Genomic DNA, 25,094 nt, shown 5'->3' on the forward strand with positions numbered 1-25,094 from the left:
CCTGCCGGCACGGATCCTGAAAGGCACGGCCATGTCCCTGCAGATGCTCGGCAACGCACTTCTCGCTCTCGCGCTGATCGGCTGGATCGCCTACCGCCAGATGACGTGGCGGCCGGTCGACATCAGCCGCCTGTGGCGCACTCCGCTGGTGATGGGGGTCGTCGGGGTGGCCTTCCTGCTCAACACCGCCCCGCCGTCCTCGCTGAGTCCCCTGGATCTGGCGGTATTGGTCGTCGAGCTGGTCATCTCCCTCGGGATCGGCGCCGCCATGGGGCGCATCGCATCCTTCCGGCGTCTGGCGACTCCCGTCCGCAGCGGACGCAAAGGTGACTCACTGGCCACCTATGAATCGCGCACCGGTGGCTTGGGGCTGGCTCTGTGGTTCCTGGTGATCGTGGTGCGAGTCGGCGTGGACGTGCTGGCCGGGATGGCGGGCTCTCATCTGGCCGCCTCGACCGGGGTGATCCTGCTGATGCTGGCCGCCAACCGCGCCGCCCGCACCTTCGTCTTCGCGGGACGCGTGGCACGGCAGTCCGCGGAGGCGTCGGCTCTGCCGAACCGCACACCTGCCGCATGATGGTCCTATGAACACCGACGAACCGAGAGGCTGGTCCGCCCCGCTGCTGAATGTGATCGGCAGCGCCGTGGTGGGCTACGCCGTCTTCCGGATGGACGACGGCGGCCGGCCCCTCTGGGCGACGATCCTCGCGGGGCTGTCCCTGACCGCGTGGGCCGTCCGCGGCGTGTCCGGTCTCGTCCGGCGGGACCGGCGTGCGGATGTCCCGCTGGGACTCGTGGCAGCGCTCACCGGAGCCGCGTCGGCCGGCCCCACCGACGGCCTGACGGTCGTCCCGGCCGCGGTCGGCATCCTCATCGTGATCTCGGCTCCAGCCGTCCCGCTGGTCCGGGGCGTCGCGGCCGCTCTCGTGAGCTGCGCGCTCGTGGCGGTGAGCGGGGTGCCTGCGCACGCTTCGGTTCCCGCCGTCGTCACCATGATGGGCGGTCTGATCCTCGCAGCGGTCGGCGGGTTCAGCCGTCGGCAGTTCCGCGAGGCGGAGGCTCAGGCCACTCTTCTGCGGGAGCGTGAACTGGCGATGCGGCAGGAGGCGGAACGCGTCGCGATCGCCCGCGACCTGCATGACGTGCTGGCACACAGCCTCGGAGGGCTGGTTCTGCAGCTCGACGCCGCCGAGGCCCTGCTCGAAGCCGGCGACCAGGCCGCGGCGGCCGAGCGGGTCGCGGCCGCAAGGCGGCTGGCGTCCGACGGGCTGAGCGAAGCCCGCCGCGCCGTCGCAACGCTGCGGGACCCGCAAGGAGCCGCGGTCACCCGGCCCGCCGGGTCGGACGCGGTGACTCCCGGCGTCGAGCAGCTCCTGCAGGCGCACCGTTCCCTCGGCGGAGTCGCGGACTTCGCCGAGACCGGGACGGCGCATCCGCTGAGCGATCGCGCGGCCGACGCCCTCCTGCGCGCGGTGCAGGAGGCTCTCAGCAATGCGCGCAGACACGCCCCCGGAGAGCCCGTGCGGGCCGGGCTCACCTGGAAGGAAGACACCGTGACCCTGACCGTCTCCAACCCCCTCCCTGACACGGAACGGCTCGCGGGGGAATCCCCGGGCCGCGGCTATGGGCTGACCGGCATGCGGGAACGGTTCGAAGCGCTGGGGCCCGGATCGTCCGTGTGGACCGGGGTGCGGGGCGACCGCTTCGTCGTGATCGCGGAGGCTGCGCTGTGACGAAGGATGCCGCACCGGCGGAACCCGTGATCCGCATCGTGGTGGCGGATGACCAGGCCATCGTCCGCGATGGGCTGGTGACGGTGCTGCGTCTCGTGCCCGGGCTGGAGGTGGTGGCGGAGGCGGCGGACGGAGAGGAGGCTGTCGCCCGGACCGCGGAGCTGCATCCGGATGTGGTCCTGATGGATCTGCGGATGCCGGGTCTCGACGGCGTCGGCGCGACGGCGAAGATCACCGCGAGCTTCCCTGGCACGGCGGTCCTGGTCCTCACCACCTTCGCCGATGACGAGTCGATCCTCCGCGCCCTGACCGCCGGCGCACGAGGCTATCTGACCAAGGACGCCGGGCGAGCCGAACTGGCCGCGGCCGTGCGCGCCGTCGCCCGCGGTCAGTCGACCTTCGCTCCGGAGGTGAGCGCCGTCCTGGTCACCGCTCTCACCCAGGGCGCCGCCGCACCCGCTGACCCTCCCCGCACAGCCGACGACGCCGACGCCCTCCAAACGCGGTTCCCGCACCTCACGCGCCGGGAGGCCGAAGTTCTGGCGCTCGTCGCGGAAGGACTCAGCAATGGTGAGATCGCCGCGACGCTCTTCCTGGGGATCTCGACGGTCAAGACCCATATCAATTCGCTCTTCGCCAAGCTCGCCGTGCGGGACCGCGCCCAGGCGATCACCCTGGTGAGGTCGTGATCGGCCGGGGTCCCCGGGCGCGTCGCGGGCCCGCCCGGGCCTAGCATGGAGCTGTGCTGAGCCCCGAATATCCCGTCCACACCGACCGGCTCCTGCTGCGGCCCATGACCGTCCAGGACATCGACCCCATGCTGCGGTACAAGTCCCGGCCCGAGGTGGTCCGCTTCGTCCCCTACGGCCCCCTGACCCGGGAGGACATCGCCGAGCGGATCTCCGGACGCTGGGGCCGGACCGAGCTGACCGAACCGGGCCAGTCCCTCACGCTCGCCCTCGAGCAACGCGAGACCGGACGGCTGGTGGGCGACGCCGTCCTCTTCTGGCACAGCGCGGAACACCGCTCCGGCGAGGTCGGCTACATCCTCTCCCCCGAAGCCACGGGGCTCGGCTACGCCACCGAGGCCGCGACCGCGATCCTGCGTCTGGGATTCGACGGCCTGGGTCTGCACCGCATGGTCGCCCGGCTCGACGAGCGCAACACCGCCTCCGCGCGGGTGGCCGAGCGGCTCGGGATGCGGCACGAGGCCCGGCTCGTCCAGAACGAATGGTTCAAGGGCGAATGGTCCACGGAGCTCGTGTTCGCGATGCTCGAGGACGAGTGGCGGGCCTCGCCGCTGCGCTGAAGGTCATCGCTGAGGCGCTGTCCGGTGTCCCGGCCGGAACCTGTTCCTCACCGGACCTCCGTCGCCTAGGCTGAAAACGCCCCACCCGAGAGAGAGGACGAAGCATGGCAGAGAAGGACAGCGGCCCCGCCTTCAGCGACGAGGAACGCGCCGCGATGAAGGAACGCTCGCGGGAGGTCAAAGCCTCGCGCGGCAAGAACAAGGCCACGCCGGAGGAACTGGCGGCCGAAGTCGAGGAGAAGATCGCCTCCATGGACGAACCGGACCGGGTTCTGGCGGAGAAGGTCCACCAGATCGTCCTGGAGCACGCGCCTCAGCTCAGCCCCAAGCTCTGGTACGGCATGCAGAGCTACGCGAATAAGGCCGGGAAGTCGGTCCTGTTCTTCCAGGACGCGAAGAAATTCAAGGCCCGCTACGCCACGCTGGGCTTCCAGGAGAGCGCGACCCTGGACGACGGTGACCTGTGGCCCACGTCGTACGCCCTCACGAAACTCACGCCGGCGGTCGAGGCGAAGATCGTGGAGCTGGTCAAACGCGCGACGGCGGAGGGCTAGGTCCGGCGAGCATCCCCCGGGGGCGACGCGACGCCTTGGAACACTGCACCGCTGTAGACGGGTCGTAGGCCACAAGGAGTGGAGGGGTTTTTGATCCAGCCGCGTGCTGTCCGGGTGTTTGGAGAATCGGTGCGGTCGGCGACGGTTGGCCGTGACCCCGTCCCCGGTAACTGAGTCGAGTGGTCCGGAATCATGGGCACGTCGTTTACGTTGCCGCCGGTATGCAGACGTCACGCCCCGACACCATCCTGCCCGCCGATGTCCCGTTCGGAGAATCGCGACGCGTCGTGTTCCGCCGCTTCGGAGGGCCCGAGGTTCTCGAACTCGAGACGCGCCCGATCCCTGTGCCGGATGACGGCCAGGTGCGCGTGCGGGTCCTCGCGGCCGGAGTGAATCCGGTTGACTGGAAGCTGTTCAGCGGGAAGCCGATGCGTGACCCCTACGAGCGCCATCTCCCCTCGGGAAATGGCTACGACTTTTCCGGCATCATCGATTCCGTAGGAGTCGGGGTCACCGGCTGGGCTCCCGGCGATGCCGTATTCGGAGGTCTCCGATACGAGGCCCAGGCCGATCACCTGATCGTCGATCCCGCCCAACTCGCGCGAGTGCCCGCCGGGCTGGACCTCATCGAGGCCGGGGCCCTCAATGTGGTCGGCCGCACGGCACACGCCGCAGTCGTTTCCCAACAGATCCAGTACGGCGAGACAGTGCTGGTCAGTGGCGCCGCAGGAGGTGTTGGCTTTCTCACGGCACAGCTCTGCGTCGCAGCCGGCGCCCGGGTGATCGGAACGGCGAGCCGGACCTGGCACGATCAGCTGGCCGCAGCGGGAATTCATCCAGTGGAGTACGGCCCCGATCTGATCACCCGGCTGCGCACGCTCGCACCCCAGGGTATCGATGCCGCACTCGATACCGTCGGACATGGCACGGTCGAGACTGCGCTCGCACTCGGCGTCGACGACCGCCGCATCAACACGATCGCGGACTACGACGCCCGCGAGAAGTATGGAGTCGCCGGCGTCGGTGGGGCCGCCGCCGGTGTGGCCGAACTTGAGGAGATCGGGCAACGCATCGCGGCTGGAGAGCTCACCCTGCCGATCTCAGCAACCTTCGGCCTCGAGGACGTCCGATGTGCCTACCGGGCATCGATCCAGGGCCACGTCCACGGGAAGATCGTCATCACCACGGGGCCTTCCTGGCCGACAGCCCCTTAAAACACCGCAGGGCCGGTGAAAACCGGCCCTGCGATGGAAACTGAGAGTCTCAGAGAGGCTGAATGTCTGCAGCCTGCGGGCCCTTGGGGCCCTGCTGAACCTCGAAGGAGACCTTCTGGTTCTCTTCGAGGGAGCGGTAGCCCGAGGAGTTGATCGCGGAGAAGTGCGCGAACACGTCCTGGCTGCCGTCATCGGGGGAAATGAAGCCGAAGCCCTTTTCCGCGTTAAACCACTTCACTGTACCTGTAGCCATAATTCAGTCCTCACTGAAGGGGAGGTTGATCCCGACGTTCGGGCCTCCGGTGTGGGGTGTTCTCCACCGATGCTTCAGAAAGGAACGGTCCGAAGACCGCAATTACTGAAATACGAAATGCCAAACACAACAACACGTTCAGTCTACAGGAGTCCGACTCAATTGCACCACTCTGAGACTGATCCAGAGCATGAGCCCGTCGTCAGCGTGACGGAGATCCACACCGAACAACTCCTGGATCCGCTTCAACCGGTACCGGAGCGTGTTCTGGTGGAGGGAGAGCTCGGCCGCCGTGAGCGCTGAATCACGGCCCGCTTCGAGGTACGTGAGAAGCGTCCGGGCATACTCGCTCCCGTGCCCGTCGTCATGACGGACCATCTCCAGAGCCACAGGGGAGAAAAGTTGCTCCTTCGTCTGGAGGAACGCTCCGAGCTCCAGAAGGGCCAGCCTGCTGTGCAGATCGGACGCGGCCACGAAGCCCTCTCCGTCCGGGTCGAGGAGCAGCAGCGCCTGCTCGGCGGCATGCCGTGAGGTGGCGATGGCGGTCACCGATTCCACGGACGTGCCCAGGGCGGCCCGGAGCGTCACACCGAGAGCTCCGGAGGTCCGGTCCATGACACGAAGGGACAGAGTGCGGAGCGCCGCCTGTTCCTTCGCGCCGACCTCGCCGAGCACGGCGTAGACCACCCCGTCCTCCTCCACGCACCACGTCCCCCGGCGCTGCGATTCCGCCAGCGTGCTCACCAGGTCGGTCAGGCGGGTCAGGGTGACCGCATCCGCGCCCGGGGTGGGGTCGGCCTCGAACGCGAGCACGGCGAAGGGTGGCCGCAGCCCGAGATTGAGGTGGCGCGCGACCAGTGGGGCGTCGTCGTCGCCGTGGATCAGCCGGCGCAAGCCTTCTGAACGGCGCAGGCGGGCCAGGTCGCGGCCGCTGCGGGCCCGGAGCAAGTGGAGCGCCGCAATGTCGGCGGCGCGTTCGAGGGCGGCTGCGGCGTCGTCCGGGAGGTCATCGCCGGGGTCCACCACCCACACTGAGCCGAGCGGCTCGTTCCCGGCGCGGACCGCGACCGCCAGTCGGCCCATCGCATCGCCCGAACCCGGAATCCGCACGGCCCCGCGTGCGCGGAAGACCGAGGCGTACTGCGCGGCGTTCTCCGGGAGATGCGGGACCTGACGCCCCAGGATGCCTTGCTGGCGGTCCGGGTCGATCGGCTGATCAGGCAGCGTGGAATAGGCGAGAACCTCCTCCTGAAGATTCTCGATCGTCGTGGCGCCGCCCACCATGGCGGCGATGGCGTTGGCGAGGGCGAACAGGTCTCCCGCGCCCAGAGCGGCAGGGGCGCCGCCGGCCTCGGCGACCGCGCCCAGGGCCGATTCCAGCAGCGTGTCGAGCTGCCGCCACGACAGTTCCCCCTCCACCACGAGCACGGCGACGCCGGCCGATTCCGCCTCAGCGCTCAGACGCCGGGTCACGTCGGGCTCCGCCGCCGGTCTCGCCATCCTTTTGAGCACGACGGCGGCATAGCCGGCTTCCGCCGCGCCCCGCAGGGTGGACGCGGCCTCGACCTCCGTGACTCCGACGCCGAGGAGCAGACCGCCGGGCGAGGCCCGGAGCGATTCCAGAGGGTCCAGGATCACCGGGCTCGACAAGGTGAGCACCCTGTCCGGACCCACATGGTCCACGGCGAGGCCGGACGAGTCCAGCACCGCGGCGAGGTCGCGCACGGAGCGCGCGGCAGGGCTGTGATCGATCGATTCCATGGGCTCTCCCGGGTCTGGCTGCCGTCAGGTGTCCGGACGCACCGGCGCGACGGTCCGCATTTGGTGGTGCAGCACGATGAATTGACACGATCTTAGTGCTCTTCACCGAAGCCTGGACGCACACCCGTCCGCCAGAGTGGAAGCATGTCTTCCTTCTCCTCCCCCCATCCGTTGACGGCTCAGGCGCAGCGCGCCGCGCACAGCGCCGCCGACGCCGCCGGTGTGACTGTCCGTGATGAGCACGACCTCGAACGTCATCGCGAGATCGAAGCGCTCCTGGTGTCCATCTGGGGCATGTCCCCGCAAGGCGCTCCCATCCCGTTCGACGTGCTGCGGGGCATCTCGCACGCGGGCTGCAACATCTCCACTGCTTATCTGCCCGATGGACGCGTCTGCGGCGCAGCGGTCGCGCTCGTCACCCCGGAACACGGCGGCTACTCGCTCATCGCCGGGGTGGCTCAGGACATCGGCGACAAGGGGGTGGGCTTCGCCCTCAAGCAGCACCAGAGGGCCTGGTGCCTGGAGCGCGGCATCGAGACCATGAGCTGGACTTTCGATCCGCTCGTGAGCCGGAACGCCCGATTCAATCTGGCCAAGCTGGGCGCGCACGTCACCGAGTACACCCGGAATTTCTACGGGATCATGGACGACGAGATCAACGCCCAGGACGAGAGCGACCGCCTGGTGGCCGTGTGGCCGCTCGCGAGCGACGACGCCGTGGCCTGCAGCGAAGGCCACCCCCGCGACGTCGAGCTCCCCTCCAGCCTCGACGCCACCGTCCTCGGCACCGGCCCGGACGGCGAGGCGCACCTGCTCCAGGCGGAGGACACGCTGTGGGCTCGGGCACCCCGGGACATCGTCGCCTTGCGTGGGCAGGCCCCTGACCTGGCAGCGGCCTGGCGCCGGGAGCTGAGGGACGTCTTCGAACCCGCGTTTGCTGCGGGACGGATCGCCGACGGTGTGACGCGCGACGGCTGGTACCGCCTCTCCCCCGCCCCGGCGGCCGTGTCCACCACACTCGACGATCTGGAGAACGCACGATGAAGATCACCAAGGCCTCCGTCTCCCTGCTGGAGGTTCCGCTGAAGGAACCGTTCGTGGTGTCCTACGACACGTACGCCACCATGCCCAGCATCGTGCTGACCCTGGAGACCGACGACGGCCTGGTCGGTTTCGGCGAGAGCGTGCCGGACGCGCACGTCACGGGCGAGACTCCCGGAGGCGCGGTGGAGGCCTTGCGCACCCTGCTGCTGCCGGCCGTCCTCGGTCTGGACCCGCGGGACATCACCGCGATCCACCAGCGGATGGACGCGGCGCTGAAGGGCAACGGATCGGCCAAGGCGGCCGTCGACATCGCCTGCTGGGACCTCGCGGGCAAGGCCTCGGACCGCCCGGTCTACGCACTGCTTGGGGGACGGAAGCCGGAGAACCCCACGATCGCTCGCGTCATGAGCATCCTCTCCCCCGACACCCTGGCCGCTCAGGCCGTGGAGGCACGGGACGAGGGATTCCGTCACCTCAAGATGAAGCTCGGCGGCCGGGACGGGCTCGACGTCGAGCGGGTCCGGGCGGTGCGCGCCGCGATCGGGCACGACCTCGCCATCCGGGTGGACGCCAACCAGGGCTGGGGCGACCCCGCCACCGCGATCGAGATGATCCGGGAACTCGAGCCGTTCGGGATCGACTGGGTGGAGCAGCCCATCCGGGCGGATGACGTGGACGGGTTCGAACTGATCAGAGCCCAGGTCGGAGCCCGGCTGATGGCGGACGAGGCGGTGGTGTCCCAGGCCGACCTCGCCCGCTTCGTCAAGGCCCGTAGCGTGGACATGGTGAATCTCAAGCTCCAGAAGAGCGGCGGCATCACCCCGTGCCACCGTCTGGCCACCCAGGCCGAACTCGCCGGTTTCTCGGTCCAGGTGGGGTCGATGCTGGAGACGAGCATCGCCTCCGCGGCCGGATACCACCTGGCCCTGGCCCACCCGGCGATCGTGTCCACGGAGCTCTCGGGTCCGGTCAAGTTCACCCGCGAGCCGGGGAATCTCGAGTTCCGCATCCCTGAGGTCCTGGTGTCCGACCGGCCGGGTCTCGGCGTGGACGTCGATCCGGACGTGATGGAGGACCTGACAGTGGACCACTGGGAGGTCTCCGCCTGAGAGGTCGGGCCGGCGGCCGCGGGGTTCAACCCTCGGCCCCGGCCGAACACTCTGACCGGTCAGCGCTCTTCGCGGTAGGCGTGATGCAGGTCGTTCGTGAGACCGGACTGCTCGTGGGCCTTGACCTCGGCTTCACGCCTCCGGTCCCGCCAGAGCTGGATCTCGTTGACGACCACGACGAACAGCGGGAAGAGCACCGTGAGGAATCGGCCCCAGAAGGACATGTCGTCCCGAACCACCGCGAACACGACGGCGGCCGCCAGGATCACGAAGTACAGAATGCGGAAGGTCCTGGTCATGCCGCCCTCACCGCCTCGACGCGGACCCTTGACCGCGCTGTCCCGCTTCTCCGGTTCCTGCCTGCTCTGGGATGGCCCACGGTTCCCCTCTCCATCTGCCGCCCACTGTCTCGTGAACTGAGCCAGCTGCTCCTGCACATCTCTCTGCCTTCGACAGTATCCCGAGTCGCATCCGGGCACTGATTTCCGGAAACTTCTGTGGATATTCTTCCGGCCTGTCGATCCACGGCCTTCTCGATCGTCTTGTAGCTGAGCCCGCCAAGGGCCACCATCGAGTGAAGGAGGAAAAGTCATGCGATACACCCTGTTGCTGCATTACCCGGAGATGAGCCCCGAGGAGCTCGGCCCGGAAGTCCTGGCTCAAGGTCAGGAGGCGATGCGTTCCTACGCCGCGACCCTTCAGCAGGCCGGCGTGCTGCTCGGCGCGGAGGTGCTGCAGCCGTCCCACGCAAGCACCACGGTGACCGTCCGGGACGGGAAGTTGCGGGTTCAGGACGGACCTTTCGCCGACACGAAGGAACAGCTCGGCGGGTACTTCGTGCTGGACGTGCCGGACCTGGACGCCGCCCTCGAGTGGGCCGGCCGGGCCCCCGGGGCCCAGTGGGGCGCCGTCGAAATCCGACCGGGCGCCACCCATACCGTGGACGGCGTGTGGGTGCCGAACGGCTGACCCTGCGGTCGATGTCCGAACACGACGCCGACGCGCGGGCCGCCGCCGAACTGGCCGCCCGCGCGTCGTACGGCCGGCTGATCGCCACCCTGGCCGCCGCCACTGGAGACGTGCTCCTCGCGGAGGACGCCTTGGCCGACGCGTTCGAACAGGCCCTGCGGCGCTGGCCCGACGACGGAGTCCCGGCCAGCCCGGAAGGCTGGCTGCTCACCGTGGCGCGCAACCGGCAGCGGGACGAGTGGAAGTCCGCCCGCCACCGGCTGGCGGCCACCCTGGAAGGAATCGAGGTGCCGGTCATGGGCTCCCTAGAGGGAAAGACCTTTCCGGTCCGACGGTTGTCATTGTTGCTGACCTGCGCTCATCCGGCGATCGCGGAGGACATCCGCACTCCCTTGATGCTCCAGACTGTGCTCGGGTTCGATGCGGCGCAGATCGGGGCCGCCTTCGCGATCCCGACCGCCACCATGGCGCAACGGCTGGTGCGGGCGAAGCGCCGGATCAGGGACGCGGGGATCCCGTTCGAGCTGCCGGGCCCTGAGGCCCTCTCGTCCAGGCTGCCCCCGGTCCTGGAGGCGGTGTACGGCTGTCTGTCCATCGCTGCGCCGGCCGGCGCCGAGGGCTCGGCTCAGGGCGGCCCCGTCCCCCGTCCGATGATGGCCGAGGGGCTGTTTCTCGCCGAAGTCGTCGCCGACAGCCTCGGCAACGACGCCGAGGCCTGGTCCCTGGCCGCGCTGGCCGCGTTTCTTGTGTCGCGACCTGTCGGGGGCGCCTATGTGCCGCTCGAAGACCAGGACCCCGGTTCCTGGAACACCGCGCTCCTACACCGCGCCGAGACCCACCTGCGGAAGGCCTCGGACCTGACCTCCGAGTCCGGAATTCACGGCACCCCGGGGCGGTTTCAGCTGGAAGCCGCGATCCAGGCGGTGCATGCCGACCGCGCCCGGACAGGCCGGACGGAGTGGACCGCGTTGGCCACGTTGTACGCCGCGCTGAACCTCGTGGCGCCGACGCTGGGCTCCAGGGTGGCGGAGGCCGCGGTCATCAGGCGCACGGACGGGCCCCGGGCTGCACTGCGTCAGCTCGATGACCTGGCCGAGCAGCATCCGCAGGAATGCGAGCGGTTCCAGCCGTACGCCGTCGCACGCGCGGATGCTTTCAGAAGTGCAGGGAACTTCGAAGCCGCCGCTGAATGTTTTGAGCGGGCCCTTCAGCTGACGGTGGACGAACCGGTCCGGGTTCACCTCCGCGCTCAACTGGAATCAGTCCGCTGGAAGCAGTCAGGGAGTGCCTGAAGCCGTGCACGAGGAGGTCAGAGCGTGCACCACCGGTCGGCGGCCGGCTGGGAGCGCTGAGGTCTCTTGGAACGCCGGGGCCTCAGACCACCAGGTCGAGACGGTGATCCGTTCCACGGAAGTTGAAGCTGTCACCCTCGCGCAGACCCTGGATCGCGTCGAACACGGGCGAACCGGGGGCGATGCCCTCGTAGCTGACACCGTCGCAGTCGAAGGAGCTGGAGGCGACTCCCACCACATAGTGGTCGCCGCCGTACGCGACGATGGCACCCGGACGCACGGTGTCCGTGACGCTCACATCGAGGGCATCGATGGCCGCCAGGAGTGCTCTCTGATGAGCTTCCACGCCCTCGAACAGTTCAACGAACTCGCCTTCCTCGTCCGAATGGGAGAGGTCGTCCGGCTCGATGGGCGAACTGGTGTCGACCTCGGCCGCGGAGTGTTCCGCTGCCGCGTCGTCCGCGACTGCCGTGTTCTCCGAGAGTGCCTGCGCCTTGAGGGCTTCCTTGACGCGTTCCTTGGCGGCCGTATCCATGCGTGAACCTGCTTCCTGTGCGATGTCGTCACTTGTCAGCGACACTACTCTGCGCCGAAGTCACCGCCCTGACAAGAGGCGTCTCGACCGACGTGTTGTACGGCTGGACCGGACGAGACTGCCGAATTTGCCCGATAGGCTCTCAGCATGTTCCCCGGCGACTCAGCTCCCCTCTCGAACGACGCGCGCCGCCGCGGGGAGGTGCGTGAACCGTGAGGATCTGGTCCGTGCATCCAAGCCAACTGGACCGAGCCGGGCTCGTCGCCTGCTGGCGGGAGACGCTGCTCGCCCAGGCCGTGCTGTCCGGCCGGACCCGCGGCTATCAGAACCACCCGCAACTGGAACGGTTCCGCGCGACGGCGGAGCCGCTGGCCGCCGTCGGCGCCTATCTGAGCGCTGTCCAGGCCGAGGCGACCGCGCGCGGGTACCGCTTCGACGCTGACCGCATCCTGCGCCCCGGGCTGCCCGACGGCGACATCCCGGTCACGAGCGGCCAGCTGGCCTACGAGTGGGCCCACCTGGGCGCCAAGCTGGAGCGCCGCAGCCCCGCCGACGCCGAACGATGGGCGGCGAGCAGCCCTGTGCCGCATCCGCTGTTCACCGTGGTCGAAGGGCCGGTGGAATCGTGGGAGCGAGTCTCATAGGGCATGCATCCAGCGCCGTGGGCCGTGATAGCCTCGTCCGCATGGAGATCGAGGTCGACAGAAGCTAGCCGCCGGAGTTCCGGTGGCCAGCGCCCCAGTTGAGAGCATGCTCCCAGGAGTCTTCCTGGTCTGAGCGGTTCTTGTCGTGGCCTGCGCCCTATCCCCTGCCACCTCGGCATCACTCTGATGCCGCGTGTCCAGCTGACGGAGCTTCACGTTTCCGGCCGGTGCCCTCTCATCAAAGCGCCCGGCCCGTCCCCTTTCCCAGAGGCACCCCCGACCCGCCCCGAGCGTGCGTTGTGTCGAGCTGGTGCCCGGACGAGAAGAGTCTTCATGAAATCAGCGATCACCCTCCACGACCTGTCCTTCGCCTGGCCGGACGGCACCATCGTGCTCGACAGCGTCAACGGTTCATTCCCCACCGTCCGGACCGGCTTGGTGGGACGCAACGGAGCCGGCAAATCCACCCTACTGAAGTTGATGGCGGGGATCCTGACCCCCGCCAGCGGGCGGATCGACTGCGGATCCGAGGTGGGCTATCTGCCACAGAATCTCACCTTGCGCCGCACCACGACCGTGGCTCAGCTGCTCGGCATCGAGCACGTCCTGGATGCCCTGCGGGCCATTGAAGGCGGAGACGTCGCTCAAGAGCACTTCGATACCGTGGGCGACGATTGGGACATCGAATCGCGCGCCACCGAGGCTCTTGACGGCATCGGGTTTCCCGCAGGGGTGCTGCACCGGCAGGTCACGCAGCTGTCTGGAGGAGAGGCGATGCTCATCGCCGTCACCGGGCTGCGGTTGCGCCGCTCCGGTGTCACGCTGCTGGATGAACCGACCAATAATCTGGATCGGCCCACCCGTGCCCGGCTCAGGGAAATGGTCCAGGAGTGGCCCGGCTCTCTGGTGGTCGTGAGCCACGACCTGGAGCTCCTGGAAGTCATGGACCAGACCACGGAACTGCACGCAGGCGTACTCGACACCTTCGGAGGACCCTACAGCGCGTGGCGCGAGCACCGGGAGCAGGCGCAGGCTGCCGCCGTGCAAGCAGCCCAGTCGGCGCAGCAGCTCTTGAAAACGGAGAAACGGCAGCGTCAGGAAGCGGAGTCGAAGCTCGCGCGGAGGGATCGCACCGCGAAAAAGACGCAGCGGGACGGCGGGATCCCGAAGATCCTGGCCGGTAACCGCGCCAGCAAGGCGCAGGTGTCGGCAGGGAATCTGCGGGGCACTCTGGATCAGAAGGTCATCGCGGCGCAGGCTGCCGTCGACGCCGCAGATGCGCGGGTCCGCGAGGAGCTGCACGTCAGCCTCGTCTTGCCGGATCCTGACGTTCCGCGAGGGCGCCGCATCGCTGAGCTGTCCGATGGTGAACACCACCATGTCATTCAAGGCCCCGAACGAATCGCGCTGGTCGGTCCGAATGGAGCGGGGAAATCCAGCCTGCTGCAGCGCCTTCTCGCCGGCGCAGCCGTGGAGCCCGGGCTGCCGGGCGGCAGGCTGCTGACCGATCGAGTCGGCTACCTGCCGCAACGCCTGGATGGACTCGACGACGCAGCAAGCCCTCTGGAAAACATCCAGCGCGTAGCCACGGCAACGCCGCCGGGGACGATCCGCAATCAGCTCGCACGGCTCCTGCTGCGAGGTTCGGCCGCGGACAGGCCAGTCAGCACGCTTTCGGGCGGCGAGCGCTTCCGGGCGAGCCTGGCCATGCTCCTCCTCGCCGATCCTCCCGCTCAGCTGCTCATCCTGGACGAGCCGAGTAACAATCTGGACGTCTCCACCGTCGGGCACCTCGCCGAGGCCTTGGAGGCCTATCGCGGCGCGATTCTCATCGTCAGCCACGACCACGCGTTCCTCGACCGGCTCGGGCTGGATGCCGTCCTCGCGGTGGAGCCTGGCGGAACCCTGACGCGACGCGGAGGTCTGGACGGTTGAATCTGCTCTCGAACACGGACGTCAGGCGAGAAGCTCCTCATACGACACCACCGGGATGATCCCCTCCGCGGAAGCGATCAGCTGTGCATCGGCCGTCACGAGGACGTCGGCCTGCAGGGACGCCACGGCGAGGTACTCCGCCGGTCCGACGTCGTCCCAGCCGAGCTGCCGGGCGATCCTCCACGCCGTGGCGCGGCTGACCCGGTCCCCCAGTAACCGGATCCTGAGGGTCGCCAGACCGGTGAGTTGCGCTCGGGCCGCCTTCTCGTCCAGGAGTCCCGCGTGGGCTTCGCGATAGAGCATCGAGAGCACCTCGCTGCGGAGCACGGCCGGTCCGACCAGGGCCCGCCGTGCTCCGAGAGTGGGGTCCTCGCCGACGATGCGGCGGGCGGTGATGGCGTCGAGAGCGAACCGGGTGTGCCGTGAGTCCATACGTCCAGTACACGGGATCCCGCGCGCCGAATCCAGACCTGAGTCGCCCAGGCCTGAGTACCATCGACCCATGACCCCGGCGATTCTGCTGAAAACGCTGATCCTCCTCGCGGCTGCCGTGTTCGTCGCGGCGATCGTGTGGCGGGCCCGGCGGCACCCCAACCGTGCCAAGGACTTCCCCGAGCGCGTCCGGATGCCGAAACTCGTCGCCGTCGTCGGCTGGCTCTTCGCGGCGGTGGGCCTGCTGATGGGGCTGGTGGCCTTCACGTCGGACGACGCCGAGAACCCCCTCGGGTTCCAGATCTCTTCGCTCGCGATCTTCATCGGCTGCGTGCTGTTCCTGGTGTTGTACCGCAATTGGTACGTCGCAGCCGGCACGGACGAGGTCGCCTTCCGGACCTTCCTCGGCACGGAGCACGTGGTGCCGTACGGCGATGTGGCCTCGTACCGCGTGGTGGAACGGAAAGGGCAGCCGATCCTGACCGTCACCTCAATCGACGGCGCCCGGCTCAGCCTCAACATTCGGACCTTCGACGTCGCACCGTTGCTCCTGGCGATCCGGTTCCGCGAGGCGAACGGCCGATGGCCCGGGCGCGGTGAGCTGGCGAGGTGGGTCAGGCCCGGCCCGCCGCCCTCCGCAGCCCCACCACGTTGAGGACCACGACGAAGAGCAGCGCCACGGCGATGCCGCAGCTCATCCCGAGCCAGCCGGCGGCGTCGAACGCGAGGCCCAGCAGCCAGCCGAGCACGGAAGAACCCATATAGAAGGCGATGTTGTACAGCGCGCTGGCCTGTCCCCGAAACGCTTCCCCCGCCCGGGCGCCGACCGTGGCGACGGCCGCGGCGTGGGACATGAAGTTCCCCGCGGTGAAGAGCAGCAGGCCCACGATGATCGCGGGCAGCCGGTCGGCCAGCAGGATCGCGAGGCCCGCGATCATCGCGAGCACCCCGTGCAGACTGGTCCACGCGAAGCCCCGGCGGCTGAGCCACCGGCCGGCCAGCCGCGAGGAGGCCGTCCCCGCGAAGTAGGCCAGGAACACCAAGGACGCGAGCGCGGCCGGCACGAAGAAGGGCGCCGCTTCGAGCCGGAACGTCAGGAAGTTGAAGACGGCCACGAAACTGCCGGTCACCAGGAACGCCTGCACATACAGCACGAAGAGCGGTGCGGAGGTGAGTGCCTGGCGGATACGGCCCGGCTCACGTGTGGATTCGGTGACGCGGCCCGGGCTCCGGCCGGCACGGACTGGCCGCGGCCCTCGTTCCCGGGGAGCGAGCCAAAGGAACAGCGCTGCGGCCACCATACTCACGAGTCCGACGCCGAGCAGCGCGCTACGCCACCCGAACCACGCCCCGAGCGGCCCGGCCACGAGCCGCCCTAGCGCTCCCCCGACCGTGGTCCCCGAGATGTACACGGTCGCGGCGACCGCCGCACGTGCACCGGCCAGTTGTTCGTACACATACGCGACGGCGAGCACTGGGACGCCGCCGACCACGAGCCCCGTGAGGAACCGCAGTCCGAGAAGGACTTCCAGGCCAGGGGCGAGGGCCGTCGCCAGCCCGAGCACCACGGTACCGGCCACTGCGATCCGCATGCACGGCAGCCTCCCGATCCGGTCGGCGACCGCGGCCCAGAGCAGCACGCCCACGGCGAGTCCCGTGGTCGCGGCCGAGACACTCAGCGCCGCCGTCGACGCGCTCAGCGACAGCTCCCGGGCGATCCCCGGCAGCACCCCTTGAATCGCATACAACTGAGCGAAACTCGCGACGCCGGCCGCCACGAGTGCCGCCATCATCCGGCGGTCTCTGCGCTGCTCCACGAGCGGAGCCCGGCGATCCTCGTCACGGTCGCCGACGGCGGGCGTATTGGTTGCGGGCACACCGGTGCCCGCGAGACCAGTGGAGGACGTCTCCACGACGGGTGTTGGAGAGGTTGGAAGACTCACTCTGTCGACGGTACCCACGCCATGGGGTTATGACTAATGTCCTCTGACCCTAGAATCATGCATTATGGATATGAATCCTCTGCTCGTGCGCCAATTGCTCCCTCATCTGCCGCTGCTGGTCGAGCTGTCCCGCACCGGCTCCGTGACGGCTGCGGCAGAAGAACTCGGAGTGCCTCAGCCCTCCGCGAGCCGGTCGCTGGCGCGCCTGGGCGATCTGCTCGGGGTGCCACTGCTGCACCGCGTGGGACGAGGGGTGCGATTGACGGAAGCCGGAGCGCTCCTGGCCGAAGCGGCGGCGAGCGCCCTCGCGCGAGTAGAGGATGGCGTCGCCGCAGCACGGGCGCAAGGCCTGCAGGAGGACGCCGTGATCTCCGTGGCGTACCAGAACGTCCTCGGAGAGACCTACGTCCCGCGGGCCGTCGCGCGGCTGACCACGCGCCATCCCAAGGTGCGCTTCGAGCTCAGCCACGGCTCGCGGGCCGCCTGCATCGGTCGGGTGCGCGGCGGGGAGGTGGACCTCGCCGTCGTCGCGGATCCGCCGCACGTCGATGACCTGCGCACCGTCGAGTTCTTCACCGAGCCTCTCGTGGCCGCCATGAGTCCTCAGCATCCGTTCGCCCACCGCGGCAGACCCGTGACGGTGGACGATCTGAAGACCCAGGACCTCATCATTCTGCGCCGCGGCTACGGCCTGTATGACTCAGTGCACCGGATCCTCGGTACTCGCGGTGAACTGCCGAACGTGACCTTCGAAGTGGATGACACACGCGACGCACGCGGACTCGCGGCGTCCGGACTCGGCGTCTCCGTCCTCCCGCCGGGTCTCGGTTCGGGCCTTGAGGTCGCGGAAGTCCCCATCGACCATCCCGCCGCGCACCGCGTGATCGGCGTCGTGACGCCGCCCAGGAGCACCGCCCTGGTGGAGGAGTTCGTCAGCGTCTTCCGCGGTTGAGGGCGCGCGGGGGGCGCCACCGCATCTTGTCGAAATCAGTCACCGTCGGTTGCCGACGCTTCTGACCACCAAAGCGGCGACTCCCAGGCCGGCAGGCTCATGAACCGACCGTAGAACCTCGGCGCCCACCGTCGGCAGACCGGACCTCGGCTATGTGGACAACTTCCGCACCGCAACGGCGCAGACACCCGCTGACCTCGTCACACAACGCCACGGCCTCCGTTTCCCGGGCCCGCTCCCCCTACCCTGGTGACGTGACTCCCACTACATTCCGCACCGCCGCCGCGAGCGCTGTCGCCGCCGCGGCCCTCGTCCTCACGCTGGGCGCCTGTTCCAGCCCGGCGCCGTCCTCGTCGGGTTCGGCTTCCGCGACGTCCACCGCCTCGGGTGCTCCGTCCGCCTCCGCGGCGGCGGCCGGCCCCTGCGACGGCGTGAAGGTGATCGTCTCCTCCGGCGCGCTGAAGCAGTCCGCCGCCGACGTCGGGCCCGTCTGCGTGCCGGTCAGCGGCCCCACTGCCGCCTCGAAGGTCCTCGCGGACGCCAAGGTGACGACGGTCGGCACCACCGCCTACCCGAAGGAACTGGTCTGCCGCGTCAACGGCGTCCCCGCCGCCGACTTCGACATCGCCCACAAGGGTGGCGCCTACCGTGAGCCATGCCAGAAGATGCCCGCAGCGTTCGCCTACTGGTCACTCTGGATCAAGCCGGCCACCGGGGCCTGGGCCTACGCGCAAGAGGGCCTCGCCACGCTGAAGGTCAGCCCGGGCCAGAGCCTGGAACTGCTCTTCACCGTCGACGGCGCACCGGCCGCGCCCGCGGCGTGACCTTCCGGCCCGCGCCGCTACGCGCCGGGGCGGCCCTCGCCGCCTTCTTCGTGGTGGCGCGGGTCCTCTACCGCGTCCTCTTCAACGGGGCCGACGACGGCGGGACCGTCCTCCTCGACCTCCCGGCCTTCCCGCTCCCGGCGCCGTACTCCTCGGTCACCTTACTGGGGCCCGTCACCGGCTCCGGGCTCTGTGAAGCGGTCCTGTCGGCCCTTCCGATCGCGGCGGGCATCCTGGCGTTCGCGTTGCTCAACTCGCTCGTCGACGTGGCCCGGGGGTTCACGGTGCTCGCGCGCCGCGGCCCCCTGCGCGGGGCCGCCCGGATGCTCGTGGTGGCGTGGGCCGCCCTGCCCGCGCTGGCGGACGCAGTCCGGTCCGTGCGGCTCGCCTGCCGCCTGCGCGGGGAACGCTTCGGGGCGCGGGCCCTGGTCCCCGTCCTGGAACGCACCCTCGAGCACGCGAGCCGCGTGGCCGCCGCGCTGGAACTGCGCGGCTTCGCCGGGGCCGGCGGGCAGCCGTTGGCCTCGCCGGCGGCGGGAGGCCGCACGGCGGACGCCCGCCCGGCCCAGCCTGTATTCGTCGAGAACGCCAGCTTCGGCGTCGGCGGAACGGTGATCCATGCACCCGCTTTCGCGCCGGCGCCCGGGACCCTGACCGTGCTCACGGGCCCCACCGGCTCCGGAAAATCCACGGTGCTGCGCGGCCTGGCCGGTCTGCTGTCCCACGTCGACGGCGGCACCGTCAGCGGCACCGTGCGCGTCGCAGGCATCGACCGTGCGAACGTCCCGCCCCGCGACACCGCAGGCTTCGTGGGCGTGGTGCTCCAGAATCCGCGCGCCGCGTTCGCAACCACGCGGGTCAGTGACGAGATCGCCCTCGCGCTGGAACTGCGCGGCGTGCGCGGCCCGGCCGCCCGTACCCGGGTTCTGGACGTCGCGGCGGCCATCGGAGTGGAAGCGCTCCTGGACCGCGATCTGGCGACCTTGTCCGCGGGTGAGGCGACCCTCGTGGCCATCGCGGCCGCCGCCGTGCAGGACCCGGCGCTGCTGCTCGTGGACGAACCGCTCGCCGACCTGGACACGTCCGCGCGGCGCCACGTCGTCATCGTGCTCGACGAGCTCGCCCACCGGCACGGGGTGTGCGTGGTGGTCGCGGAACATCGCGCCGGGGCGCTCGCGTCCGTGGCCGACGCCTGGTGGACACTCGACGGCGGCGTGCTGGCGCCGGGTGCCGCACCGGTCGCGGCTCGGACGGCGGAGGCCGCTCCACTCATGGATGTGGCCGGTTCGGTCCCCGAGCTCGACGGCGAGCCCGTCCTCACCGCCACCGGACTGTCCCTCACGCGCGGCAGGAGAACCCTGCTCCGCGACGCCTCGCTGCACCTGCACCGTGGCCGCATCACGGCGCTCGTCGGGCCCAACGGCGCCGGGAAGTCGTCCCTTCTCGTGGCACTGGCGCTCTCCGGGAAACACCGCGACAAGGAGCTCCGCGGCACGGTGGCCGGCAGCGGCGCCCGGATCGCTCTCGTGCCCGACGCCTCCGACGATCTGTTCACCCGCGACACCGTCGGCGCCGAACTCCGGGCCGCGGCGCGGCGTGCACTCGGCGACGTCACCGAGAGCAACGCGTGGGAACGGTTCCGGCTGCTGCGCGCGGGCGGCCGGATCCCCGACGCCGGCGAGCACCCCCGCGACCTCTCCGCCGGCGAGCGCCGTATCCTCGCCCTCACCTTGCAGAGTCTCGGCGAGCCCGGGGTGCTCCTGATCGACGAACCGACCCGCGGCCTGGACCCTGCAGCCCGGGACGCTGTCGGCAAAGCACTGGAGGCCGCCGCGGGTGCGGGGGCCGCGGTCCTCATCGCGACCCACGACCACGACTTCGCCCGCGGGCTCGGCGCGAGGATCCTGCCGATGCGCGACGGCGTCACGCCGGTGCCGGGTGGCGTCGCAGAGGGCGAGGGCGCAGCCGAGAACGATGACCGGGCCGTCGCCGGAGGGCCCGGGGAGCCTGCGCCGACTGATCGGCTCTGGGCCCATCCGCTCCCGTCCGCCTCACGGCCTGCCGGACCCCGCCGGAGCACCCGGCGCACCTGGCGCCCCCTCCTTCCCCGCGGCGCCGAAACCGTCACCCTGCTCCTGGCGAATCTCCTGGCGTTCGCCGCCTTCTGCTGGCCCCTGGTGGCGACGGCGCTGCCCGAGGACGCCGCGGCGGCGACCCCGTACGCGGCCCTGGCGATCGCGCCGCTGGCCGCGATCGCCGTCGTGATCTGTCTGGACGGGTCGGTGCGGTCCGCGCACACGGTGGCCCTGCTCGGGGTCCTGGCTGCGGTCGGGTCGGCGGTGCGTGTGGCGAGCACGGGGGTCGGCGGTGTTGAGGCCGTGTTCATCCTGCTGATCCTGGCCGGGCGGGCCTACGGCGCCCGATTCGGGCTGCTGCTCGGCGCCGCGACGATCGCCCTGTCGAGCGCGGTGTGGGGCGGCATCGGCCCGTGGACGCCGTTCCAGATCTTCGCGTGCGCGTGGGTCGGGGCGGGCGCGGGTCTGCTCCCCCGGCGGGTCCGAGGGGTCGCGGAGCTGTGGATGCTCGGCCTGTACGGCGTGGTGGCGTCCTACCTCTTCGGCTTGCTGACGAATCTGTGGTTCTGGCCGTTCGCGGTGGGCGCCGGGACGGGCATCTCCTACCTGCCGGGCGCGCCACTGCTCGACAACCTCCGCAGCTTCCTGCTTTACTCCCTACTGACGTCGACGGCGGGCTGGGACACCCTGCGGGCCGTCACAACGGTGGTGGGGATCGCGGTCGTGGGCCGGGCGGTGCTCGCCGCGCTCCGGCGCGCGAAACCCGTCACGTCACCCGCCTCGCGCCCAGGCTCCCATCCCTGCACGGCGTCCGAAGACCGTGCCGGGCGGTTGAGCCTCACACCTTGAAGTACTTGGCCTCCGGGTGGTGGAACACGAACGCGTCCGTGGACTGCTCGGGGTGCAGCATGAGCTCATCACTCAGGATCACGCCCATGCGTTCGGCGTGCAGGAGCTCCATCACCTTGCGACGGTCCTCCATGTCCGGGCAGGCCGGGTAGCCGAGCGAGAAGCGGGCGCCGCGGTAGTCCAGCTTGAACAGGCCCTCCTTGTCGGCCGGCTCCTCGGAGGCGAAGCCCAGCTCCTCCCGGATCCGGGAGTGCCAGAACTCGGCCAGCGCCTCGGTGAGCTGCATGACCAGGCCGTGGACCTCGTAGTAGTCGCGGTACTGGTTCGCGGCGAACATCTTGGCGGTGAACTCGTCGATCTTCGCGCCGGCCGTGACGAGCTGCACGGGCAGCACGTCCACCTGGCCGGATTCCCGGGAGCGCACGAAGTCCGCGAGGCACAGGTGCCGGTCGCGGCGCTGCCGGGGGAAGTCGAAGCGCAGGCGCTCGGTGCCGAGCGGCCCGCCGGAGCCGCCGTCGGGGGCCAGCAGACCCGGCACACCCAGCACGCCGTCGGGGTCCTCGCCGTGGTGCAGCACGACCACCTGGTTCCCGTCGGCGACCACCGGGAAGTACCCGTAGGCGATCGACGGATCGATCATGCCCTCCGCCAGGATCCGGTCCAGCCAGTAGCGCAGCCGCGGACGGCCTTCGCGCTCCACGAGTTCCTCGTAGCTCGCCCCTCCCTCGCCGCGGCCGGGCTTGAGGCCCCATTGCCCCATGAAGGTGGCGCGCTCGTCGAGGAACGCCGCGAAGTCCGCGAGCGCGACGCCGCGCACGATCCGGGTGCCCCAGAACGGCGGGGCGGGCACCGCGTTGTCCGTCGCGACGTCGGAGCGTCCCGGCATGGCGTCCGGCTCGGTGAGCGTGAGCCCGCCACCCGCCCGGTGGATCCGCTTCTTCAGCGCCGGAAGGCCCACGGCCTCCGGATCCTCGCCGCGGGCGACCCGCACGAGCGGCTCCATGAGGGCCAGCCCCTCGAACGCGTCCTTGGCGTACCGGACCTGACCTTCGAACATCCCGGCCAGATCGTCCTCGACATAGGTGCGGGTCAGCGCCGCGCCGCCCAGGATGATGGGCCACTTCTTCGCCAGGCCCCGCGACTGGAGTTCCTCGAGGTTCTCCTTCATGACCACGGTCGACTTCACGAGCAGGCCGGACATGCCGATCACGTCGGCATCGTGTTCCTCAGCGGCGGCGATGATGTCCGCGATGGGCTGCTTGATGCCGAGGTTGATGACCTTGTAACCGTTGTTGGTGAGGATGATGTCCACCAGGTTCTTACCGATGTCGTGCACATCGCCGCGCACGGTCGCGATCACCATGGTGCCCTTGCCGGACGCGTCGGACTTCTCCATGTGCGGTTCGAGCAGCGCGACCGCGTTCTTCATGACCTCGGCGGACTGGAGCACGAACGGCAGCTGCATCTCGCCCGCGCCGAACCGCTCACCCACCACCTTCATGCCTTCCAGGAGGTGGTCGTTGATGATGCCGAGCGGGGTCATCCCCTCCGCGCGGGCCAGGTCGAGGTCCGCCTCGAGGCCCTTGCCCTCGCCGTCGATGATGCGGCGCTGGAGACGTTCGCCCGTGGGAAGTGCGGCGAGTTCCGCGGCGCGCTGGTCACGCAGCGCCGCGGTGTCGACGCCGGCGAACAGGTCCAGCATCGTCGCGAGCGGGTCGTACGTGACGTTGCCGTCGGCGTCGTATTCACGGCGGTCCCACACCAGATCCAGCGCGACCTTGCGCTGTTCCTCCGGGAGGGACGCGAGCGGGACGATCTTGGCGGCGTCGATGATGCCGCTGGAGAGGCCCGCCTGGACGGCCTCGTGGAGGAACACCGAGTTCAGGGCCATGCGCGCCGCCGGGTTGAGGCCGAAGGAGACGTTGGAGACACCGAGGGTCGTATGGATGCCGGGGTATTTGGCCGTGATCTGGCGGATCGCCTCGATGGTCTCGATGCCGTCGCGGCGGGTCTCCTCCTGGCCTGTGGCGATGGGGAAGGTGAGGGCGTCGACGATGATGTCCTCGACCTTCATGCCCCATTCCCCCACGAGCGAATCCACCAGGCGGGACGCGATCGCGACCTTGCCCTCGGTGGTGCGGGCCTGGCCCTCCTCGTCGATGGTCAACGCGATGACGGCCGTGCCGTGCTCCTTCACGAGCGGCATGATGCGGGCGAAGCGGCTGTCCGGCCCGTCGCCGTCCTCGTAGTTGACGGAGTTGATGACGGGACGTCCGCCGATCAGTTCCAGCCCCGCCTTCAGCACGGGCGGTTCCGTCGAGTCGATGACGAGCGGGAGGGTCGAGGCCGAGGCGAAACGGGACACGACCTGCTGGATGTCCGCCACGCCGTCGCGCCCCACATAGTCCACGCAGACATCCAGGAGGTGCGCGCCCACACGGATCTGCTCCCGTGCGATGTCCACGCAGTCGTCCCAGCGCTCCTCCAGCATGGCCTGGCGGAAGGCCTTGGAGCCGTTGGCGTTGGTGCGCTCCCCGATCGCCAGGTAGGAGGAGTCCTGGTCGAAGGAGACGTGCTGGTAAAGCGAGGCGATGCCGGCGTCCTGCTCGCTCGGCGTGCGGCCGCCCGCGCCGGGCTGACGGAAGGGAGCCAGACGTTCGACGACGGCGGCCAGGTGCTCCGGCGTCGTGCCGCAACAGCCGCCCACCAGGCCCAGGCCGAACTCGCGCACGAACTGCTCGTGGGCGGTGGCCAGCTCCGCGGGTGTGAGCGGATAGTGTGCCCCGTGGGCGCCCAGGACCGGCAGACCGGCATTGGGCATGCAGGCGATCGCCACGGTGGACTGCTTGGAGAGGTGCCTGAGGTGTTCGCTCATCTCTTCCGGGCCGGTGGCGCAGTTCAGGCCGATCGCGTCGACGCCGAGCGGTTCCAGCGCGGTGAGTGCGGCGCCGATCTCGGATCCCATGAGCATGGTGCCCGTGGTCTCGACCGTCACCTCCACGAAGATCGGGAGGCGGACGCCGCGGTCGACGATCGCCTGCTTGCAGCCGTTGACCGCGGACTTGGTCTGGAGGAGGTCCTGGCTCGTCTCGATCAGGAACGCGTCCGCGCCGCCGTCGATGAGCCCTTCCGCCTGCAGCGCGAAGGTCTGCTTGAGGTGGTCGTAGCTGGTGTGGCCGAGGCTCGGGAGCTTCGTGCCGGGACCCATCGACCCGAGCACCCAGCGCATCCGCCCGTCCTGGGCCTCCGCCGCCTCCGCGCGTTCGCGGGCGATCGCCGCGCCCTTGCGGGCCAGTTCCTCGATCCGGTCATCGATGCCGTAGTCCGAGAGGTTCGACCAGTTCGCGCCGAAGGTGTTGGTCTCCACGGCGTCGATGCCGACCGCGAAGTAGGCGTCGTGGATGTCCGCGATGACGTCCGGGCGGGTGTCGTTGAGGATCTCGTTGCAGCCTTCGAGGCCCTGGAAATCGGTGTCGAGGGACAGCTCGCGGCCCTGCAGCATGGTGCCCATGGCCCCGTCCGCGATGACCACCCGTTGGTTCACGGCATCCAGGAGCGCCTGGGCTCGGACGGGGCGGGGGACGGAGTCGATGTCGAGCGCGAAACGAGGCATGGCACCAGACTACGGGCGCGCGGAGTCACGCCTGCTTGTGTTTCCGACTGCTAC

The 25,094-nt window shown here is 69.7% G+C and carries 23 protein-coding genes; 16 read left to right on the forward strand and 7 right to left on the reverse strand.

What is annotated here, in order from left to right; translation table 11 throughout:
* Positions 1 to 31 precede the first annotated feature (31 nt).
* From AB6732_RS08315 to AB6732_RS08340, 6 genes are all read left to right on the forward strand, one after another.
* A complete protein-coding gene (locus AB6732_RS08315) occupies positions 32 to 577 on the forward strand; it encodes a hypothetical protein (protein WP_370959479.1) in 546 nt (181 codons plus the stop codon).
* A gap of 7 nt (positions 578 to 584) precedes the next feature.
* Complete coding sequence (locus tag AB6732_RS08320) at positions 585 to 1,733, forward strand: sensor histidine kinase (RefSeq protein ID WP_370959480.1); 1,149 nt, start codon at positions 585 to 587, stop codon at positions 1,731 to 1,733.
* Positions 1,730 to 2,422: a response regulator gene (locus AB6732_RS08325; protein WP_370959481.1), complete on the forward strand. Its 693-nt coding sequence runs from the start codon at positions 1,730 to 1,732 to the stop codon at positions 2,420 to 2,422. Before AB6732_RS08320 ends, AB6732_RS08325 begins: the two co-directional genes overlap by 4 nt.
* A 53-nt stretch (positions 2,423 to 2,475) precedes the next feature.
* Positions 2,476 to 3,042 carry a GNAT family N-acetyltransferase gene (locus AB6732_RS08330; RefSeq protein WP_370959482.1) on the forward strand — a complete coding sequence of 189 codons (567 nt, stop codon included), beginning with the start codon at positions 2,476 to 2,478 and terminating at the stop codon, positions 3,040 to 3,042.
* A 104-nt stretch (positions 3,043 to 3,146) separates the two neighbouring features.
* A complete protein-coding gene (locus AB6732_RS08335) occupies positions 3,147 to 3,596 on the forward strand; it encodes an iron chaperone (protein WP_370959483.1) in 450 nt (149 codons plus the stop codon).
* 221 nt (positions 3,597 to 3,817) lie between these two features.
* Positions 3,818 to 4,810, forward strand: a complete 993-nt coding sequence (locus AB6732_RS08340) for an NADP-dependent oxidoreductase (RefSeq protein ID WP_370959484.1) — start codon at positions 3,818 to 3,820, stop codon at positions 4,808 to 4,810.
* 49 nt (positions 4,811 to 4,859) lie between these two features.
* On the opposite strand, the gene AB6732_RS08345 is transcribed toward AB6732_RS08340, so the two are convergent.
* Together AB6732_RS08345 and AB6732_RS08350 are read right to left on the reverse strand one after the other, a co-directional pair.
* A complete protein-coding gene (locus AB6732_RS08345; protein ID WP_278268797.1) occupies positions 4,860 to 5,063 on the reverse strand; it encodes a cold-shock protein in 204 nt (67 codons plus the stop codon).
* Between the two features lie 138 nt (positions 5,064 to 5,201).
* Positions 5,202 to 6,824, reverse strand: a complete 1,623-nt coding sequence (locus AB6732_RS08350) for a PucR family transcriptional regulator (RefSeq protein ID WP_370959485.1) — start codon at positions 6,822 to 6,824, stop codon at positions 5,202 to 5,204.
* A 144-nt stretch (positions 6,825 to 6,968) separates the two neighbouring features.
* On the opposite strand from AB6732_RS08350, the gene AB6732_RS08355 reads away from it, so the two are divergent.
* A complete protein-coding gene (locus tag AB6732_RS08355) occupies positions 6,969 to 7,868 on the forward strand; it encodes a hypothetical protein (RefSeq protein WP_370959486.1) in 900 nt (299 codons plus the stop codon).
* Positions 7,865 to 8,977: a mandelate racemase/muconate lactonizing enzyme family protein gene (locus AB6732_RS08360; protein ID WP_370959487.1), complete on the forward strand. Its 1,113-nt coding sequence runs from the start codon at positions 7,865 to 7,867 to the stop codon at positions 8,975 to 8,977. Before AB6732_RS08355 ends, AB6732_RS08360 begins: the two co-directional genes overlap by 4 nt.
* A gap of 59 nt (positions 8,978 to 9,036) precedes the next feature.
* On the opposite strand, the gene AB6732_RS08365 is transcribed toward AB6732_RS08360, so the two are convergent.
* A complete protein-coding gene (locus AB6732_RS08365; protein ID WP_370959488.1) occupies positions 9,037 to 9,276 on the reverse strand; it encodes a hypothetical protein in 240 nt (79 codons plus the stop codon).
* Between the two features lie 292 nt (positions 9,277 to 9,568).
* On the opposite strand from AB6732_RS08365, the gene AB6732_RS08370 reads away from it, so the two are divergent.
* Both AB6732_RS08370 and AB6732_RS08375 read left to right on the forward strand, forming a co-directional pair.
* Positions 9,569 to 9,946, forward strand: coding sequence for a YciI family protein (locus tag AB6732_RS08370; protein WP_370959489.1), 378 nt, complete (start codon positions 9,569 to 9,571; stop codon positions 9,944 to 9,946).
* A gap of 11 nt (positions 9,947 to 9,957) precedes the next feature.
* A complete protein-coding gene (locus AB6732_RS08375; protein ID WP_370959490.1) occupies positions 9,958 to 11,238 on the forward strand; it encodes an RNA polymerase sigma factor in 1,281 nt (426 codons plus the stop codon).
* An 82-nt stretch (positions 11,239 to 11,320) separates the two neighbouring features.
* On the opposite strand, the gene AB6732_RS08380 is transcribed toward AB6732_RS08375, so the two are convergent.
* Complete coding sequence (locus AB6732_RS08380; RefSeq protein ID WP_370959491.1) at positions 11,321 to 11,773, reverse strand: hypothetical protein; 453 nt, start codon at positions 11,771 to 11,773, stop codon at positions 11,321 to 11,323.
* 212 nt (positions 11,774 to 11,985) lie between these two features.
* Between AB6732_RS08380 and AB6732_RS08385 the strand changes: the two genes are divergently transcribed.
* Positions 11,986 to 12,417 carry a pyrimidine dimer DNA glycosylase/endonuclease V gene (locus AB6732_RS08385; protein ID WP_370959492.1) on the forward strand — a complete coding sequence of 144 codons (432 nt, stop codon included), beginning with the start codon at positions 11,986 to 11,988 and terminating at the stop codon, positions 12,415 to 12,417.
* 333 nt (positions 12,418 to 12,750) lie between these two features.
* On the forward strand, positions 12,751 to 14,352 hold the full coding sequence (locus AB6732_RS08390) for an ABC-F family ATP-binding cassette domain-containing protein (protein ID WP_370959493.1): 1,602 nt from the start codon (positions 12,751 to 12,753) through the stop codon (positions 14,350 to 14,352).
* A gap of 21 nt (positions 14,353 to 14,373) precedes the next feature.
* Here the strand turns inward: AB6732_RS08390 and AB6732_RS08395 are convergent, their stop codons facing one another.
* Positions 14,374 to 14,784 carry a type II toxin-antitoxin system VapC family toxin gene (locus AB6732_RS08395; RefSeq protein WP_370959494.1) on the reverse strand — a complete coding sequence of 137 codons (411 nt, stop codon included), beginning with the start codon at positions 14,782 to 14,784 and terminating at the stop codon, positions 14,374 to 14,376.
* 70 nt (positions 14,785 to 14,854) lie between these two features.
* On the opposite strand from AB6732_RS08395, the gene AB6732_RS08400 reads away from it, so the two are divergent.
* Complete coding sequence (locus tag AB6732_RS08400) at positions 14,855 to 15,439, forward strand: hypothetical protein (RefSeq protein WP_370959495.1); 585 nt, start codon at positions 14,855 to 14,857, stop codon at positions 15,437 to 15,439.
* On the opposite strand, the gene AB6732_RS08405 is transcribed toward AB6732_RS08400, so the two are convergent.
* Positions 15,399 to 16,727 (reverse strand): MFS transporter, encoded by a 1,329-nt coding sequence (locus tag AB6732_RS08405; RefSeq protein WP_370959496.1) that lies wholly within the window; start codon positions 16,725 to 16,727, stop codon positions 15,399 to 15,401. The two genes, AB6732_RS08400 and AB6732_RS08405, sit on opposite strands and share 41 nt — an antisense overlap.
* Positions 16,728 to 16,791: 64 nt before the next feature.
* On the opposite strand from AB6732_RS08405, the gene AB6732_RS08410 reads away from it, so the two are divergent.
* The 3 genes from AB6732_RS08410 (at position 16,792) to AB6732_RS08420 (ending at position 21,427) form a co-directional block, all read left to right on the forward strand.
* Entirely contained in the window at positions 16,792 to 17,679 is an 888-nt protein-coding gene (locus tag AB6732_RS08410) for a LysR family transcriptional regulator (RefSeq protein ID WP_370959497.1), read from the forward strand.
* Positions 17,680 to 17,933: 254 nt separating this feature from the next.
* Entirely contained in the window at positions 17,934 to 18,503 is a 570-nt protein-coding gene (locus AB6732_RS08415) for a hypothetical protein (RefSeq protein WP_370959498.1), read from the forward strand.
* Positions 18,500 to 21,427 carry an ATP-binding cassette domain-containing protein gene (locus tag AB6732_RS08420; RefSeq protein WP_370959499.1) on the forward strand — a complete coding sequence of 976 codons (2,928 nt, stop codon included), beginning with the start codon at positions 18,500 to 18,502 and terminating at the stop codon, positions 21,425 to 21,427. The genes AB6732_RS08415 and AB6732_RS08420 overlap by 4 nt, the downstream gene beginning before the upstream one ends.
* Here AB6732_RS08420 and metH read toward each other — a convergent pair.
* Positions 21,417 to 25,040: a methionine synthase gene (gene metH / locus AB6732_RS08425; RefSeq protein WP_370959500.1), complete on the reverse strand. Its 3,624-nt coding sequence runs from the start codon at positions 25,038 to 25,040 to the stop codon at positions 21,417 to 21,419. The genes AB6732_RS08420 and metH overlap by 11 nt on opposite strands.
* Positions 25,041 to 25,094: the final 54 nt, after the last annotated feature.

Origin of the sequence: Arthrobacter sp. RCC_34, assembly GCF_041360795.1 — a bacterium.
Lineage (GTDB): Bacteria > Actinomycetota > Actinomycetes > Actinomycetales > Micrococcaceae > Arthrobacter_E.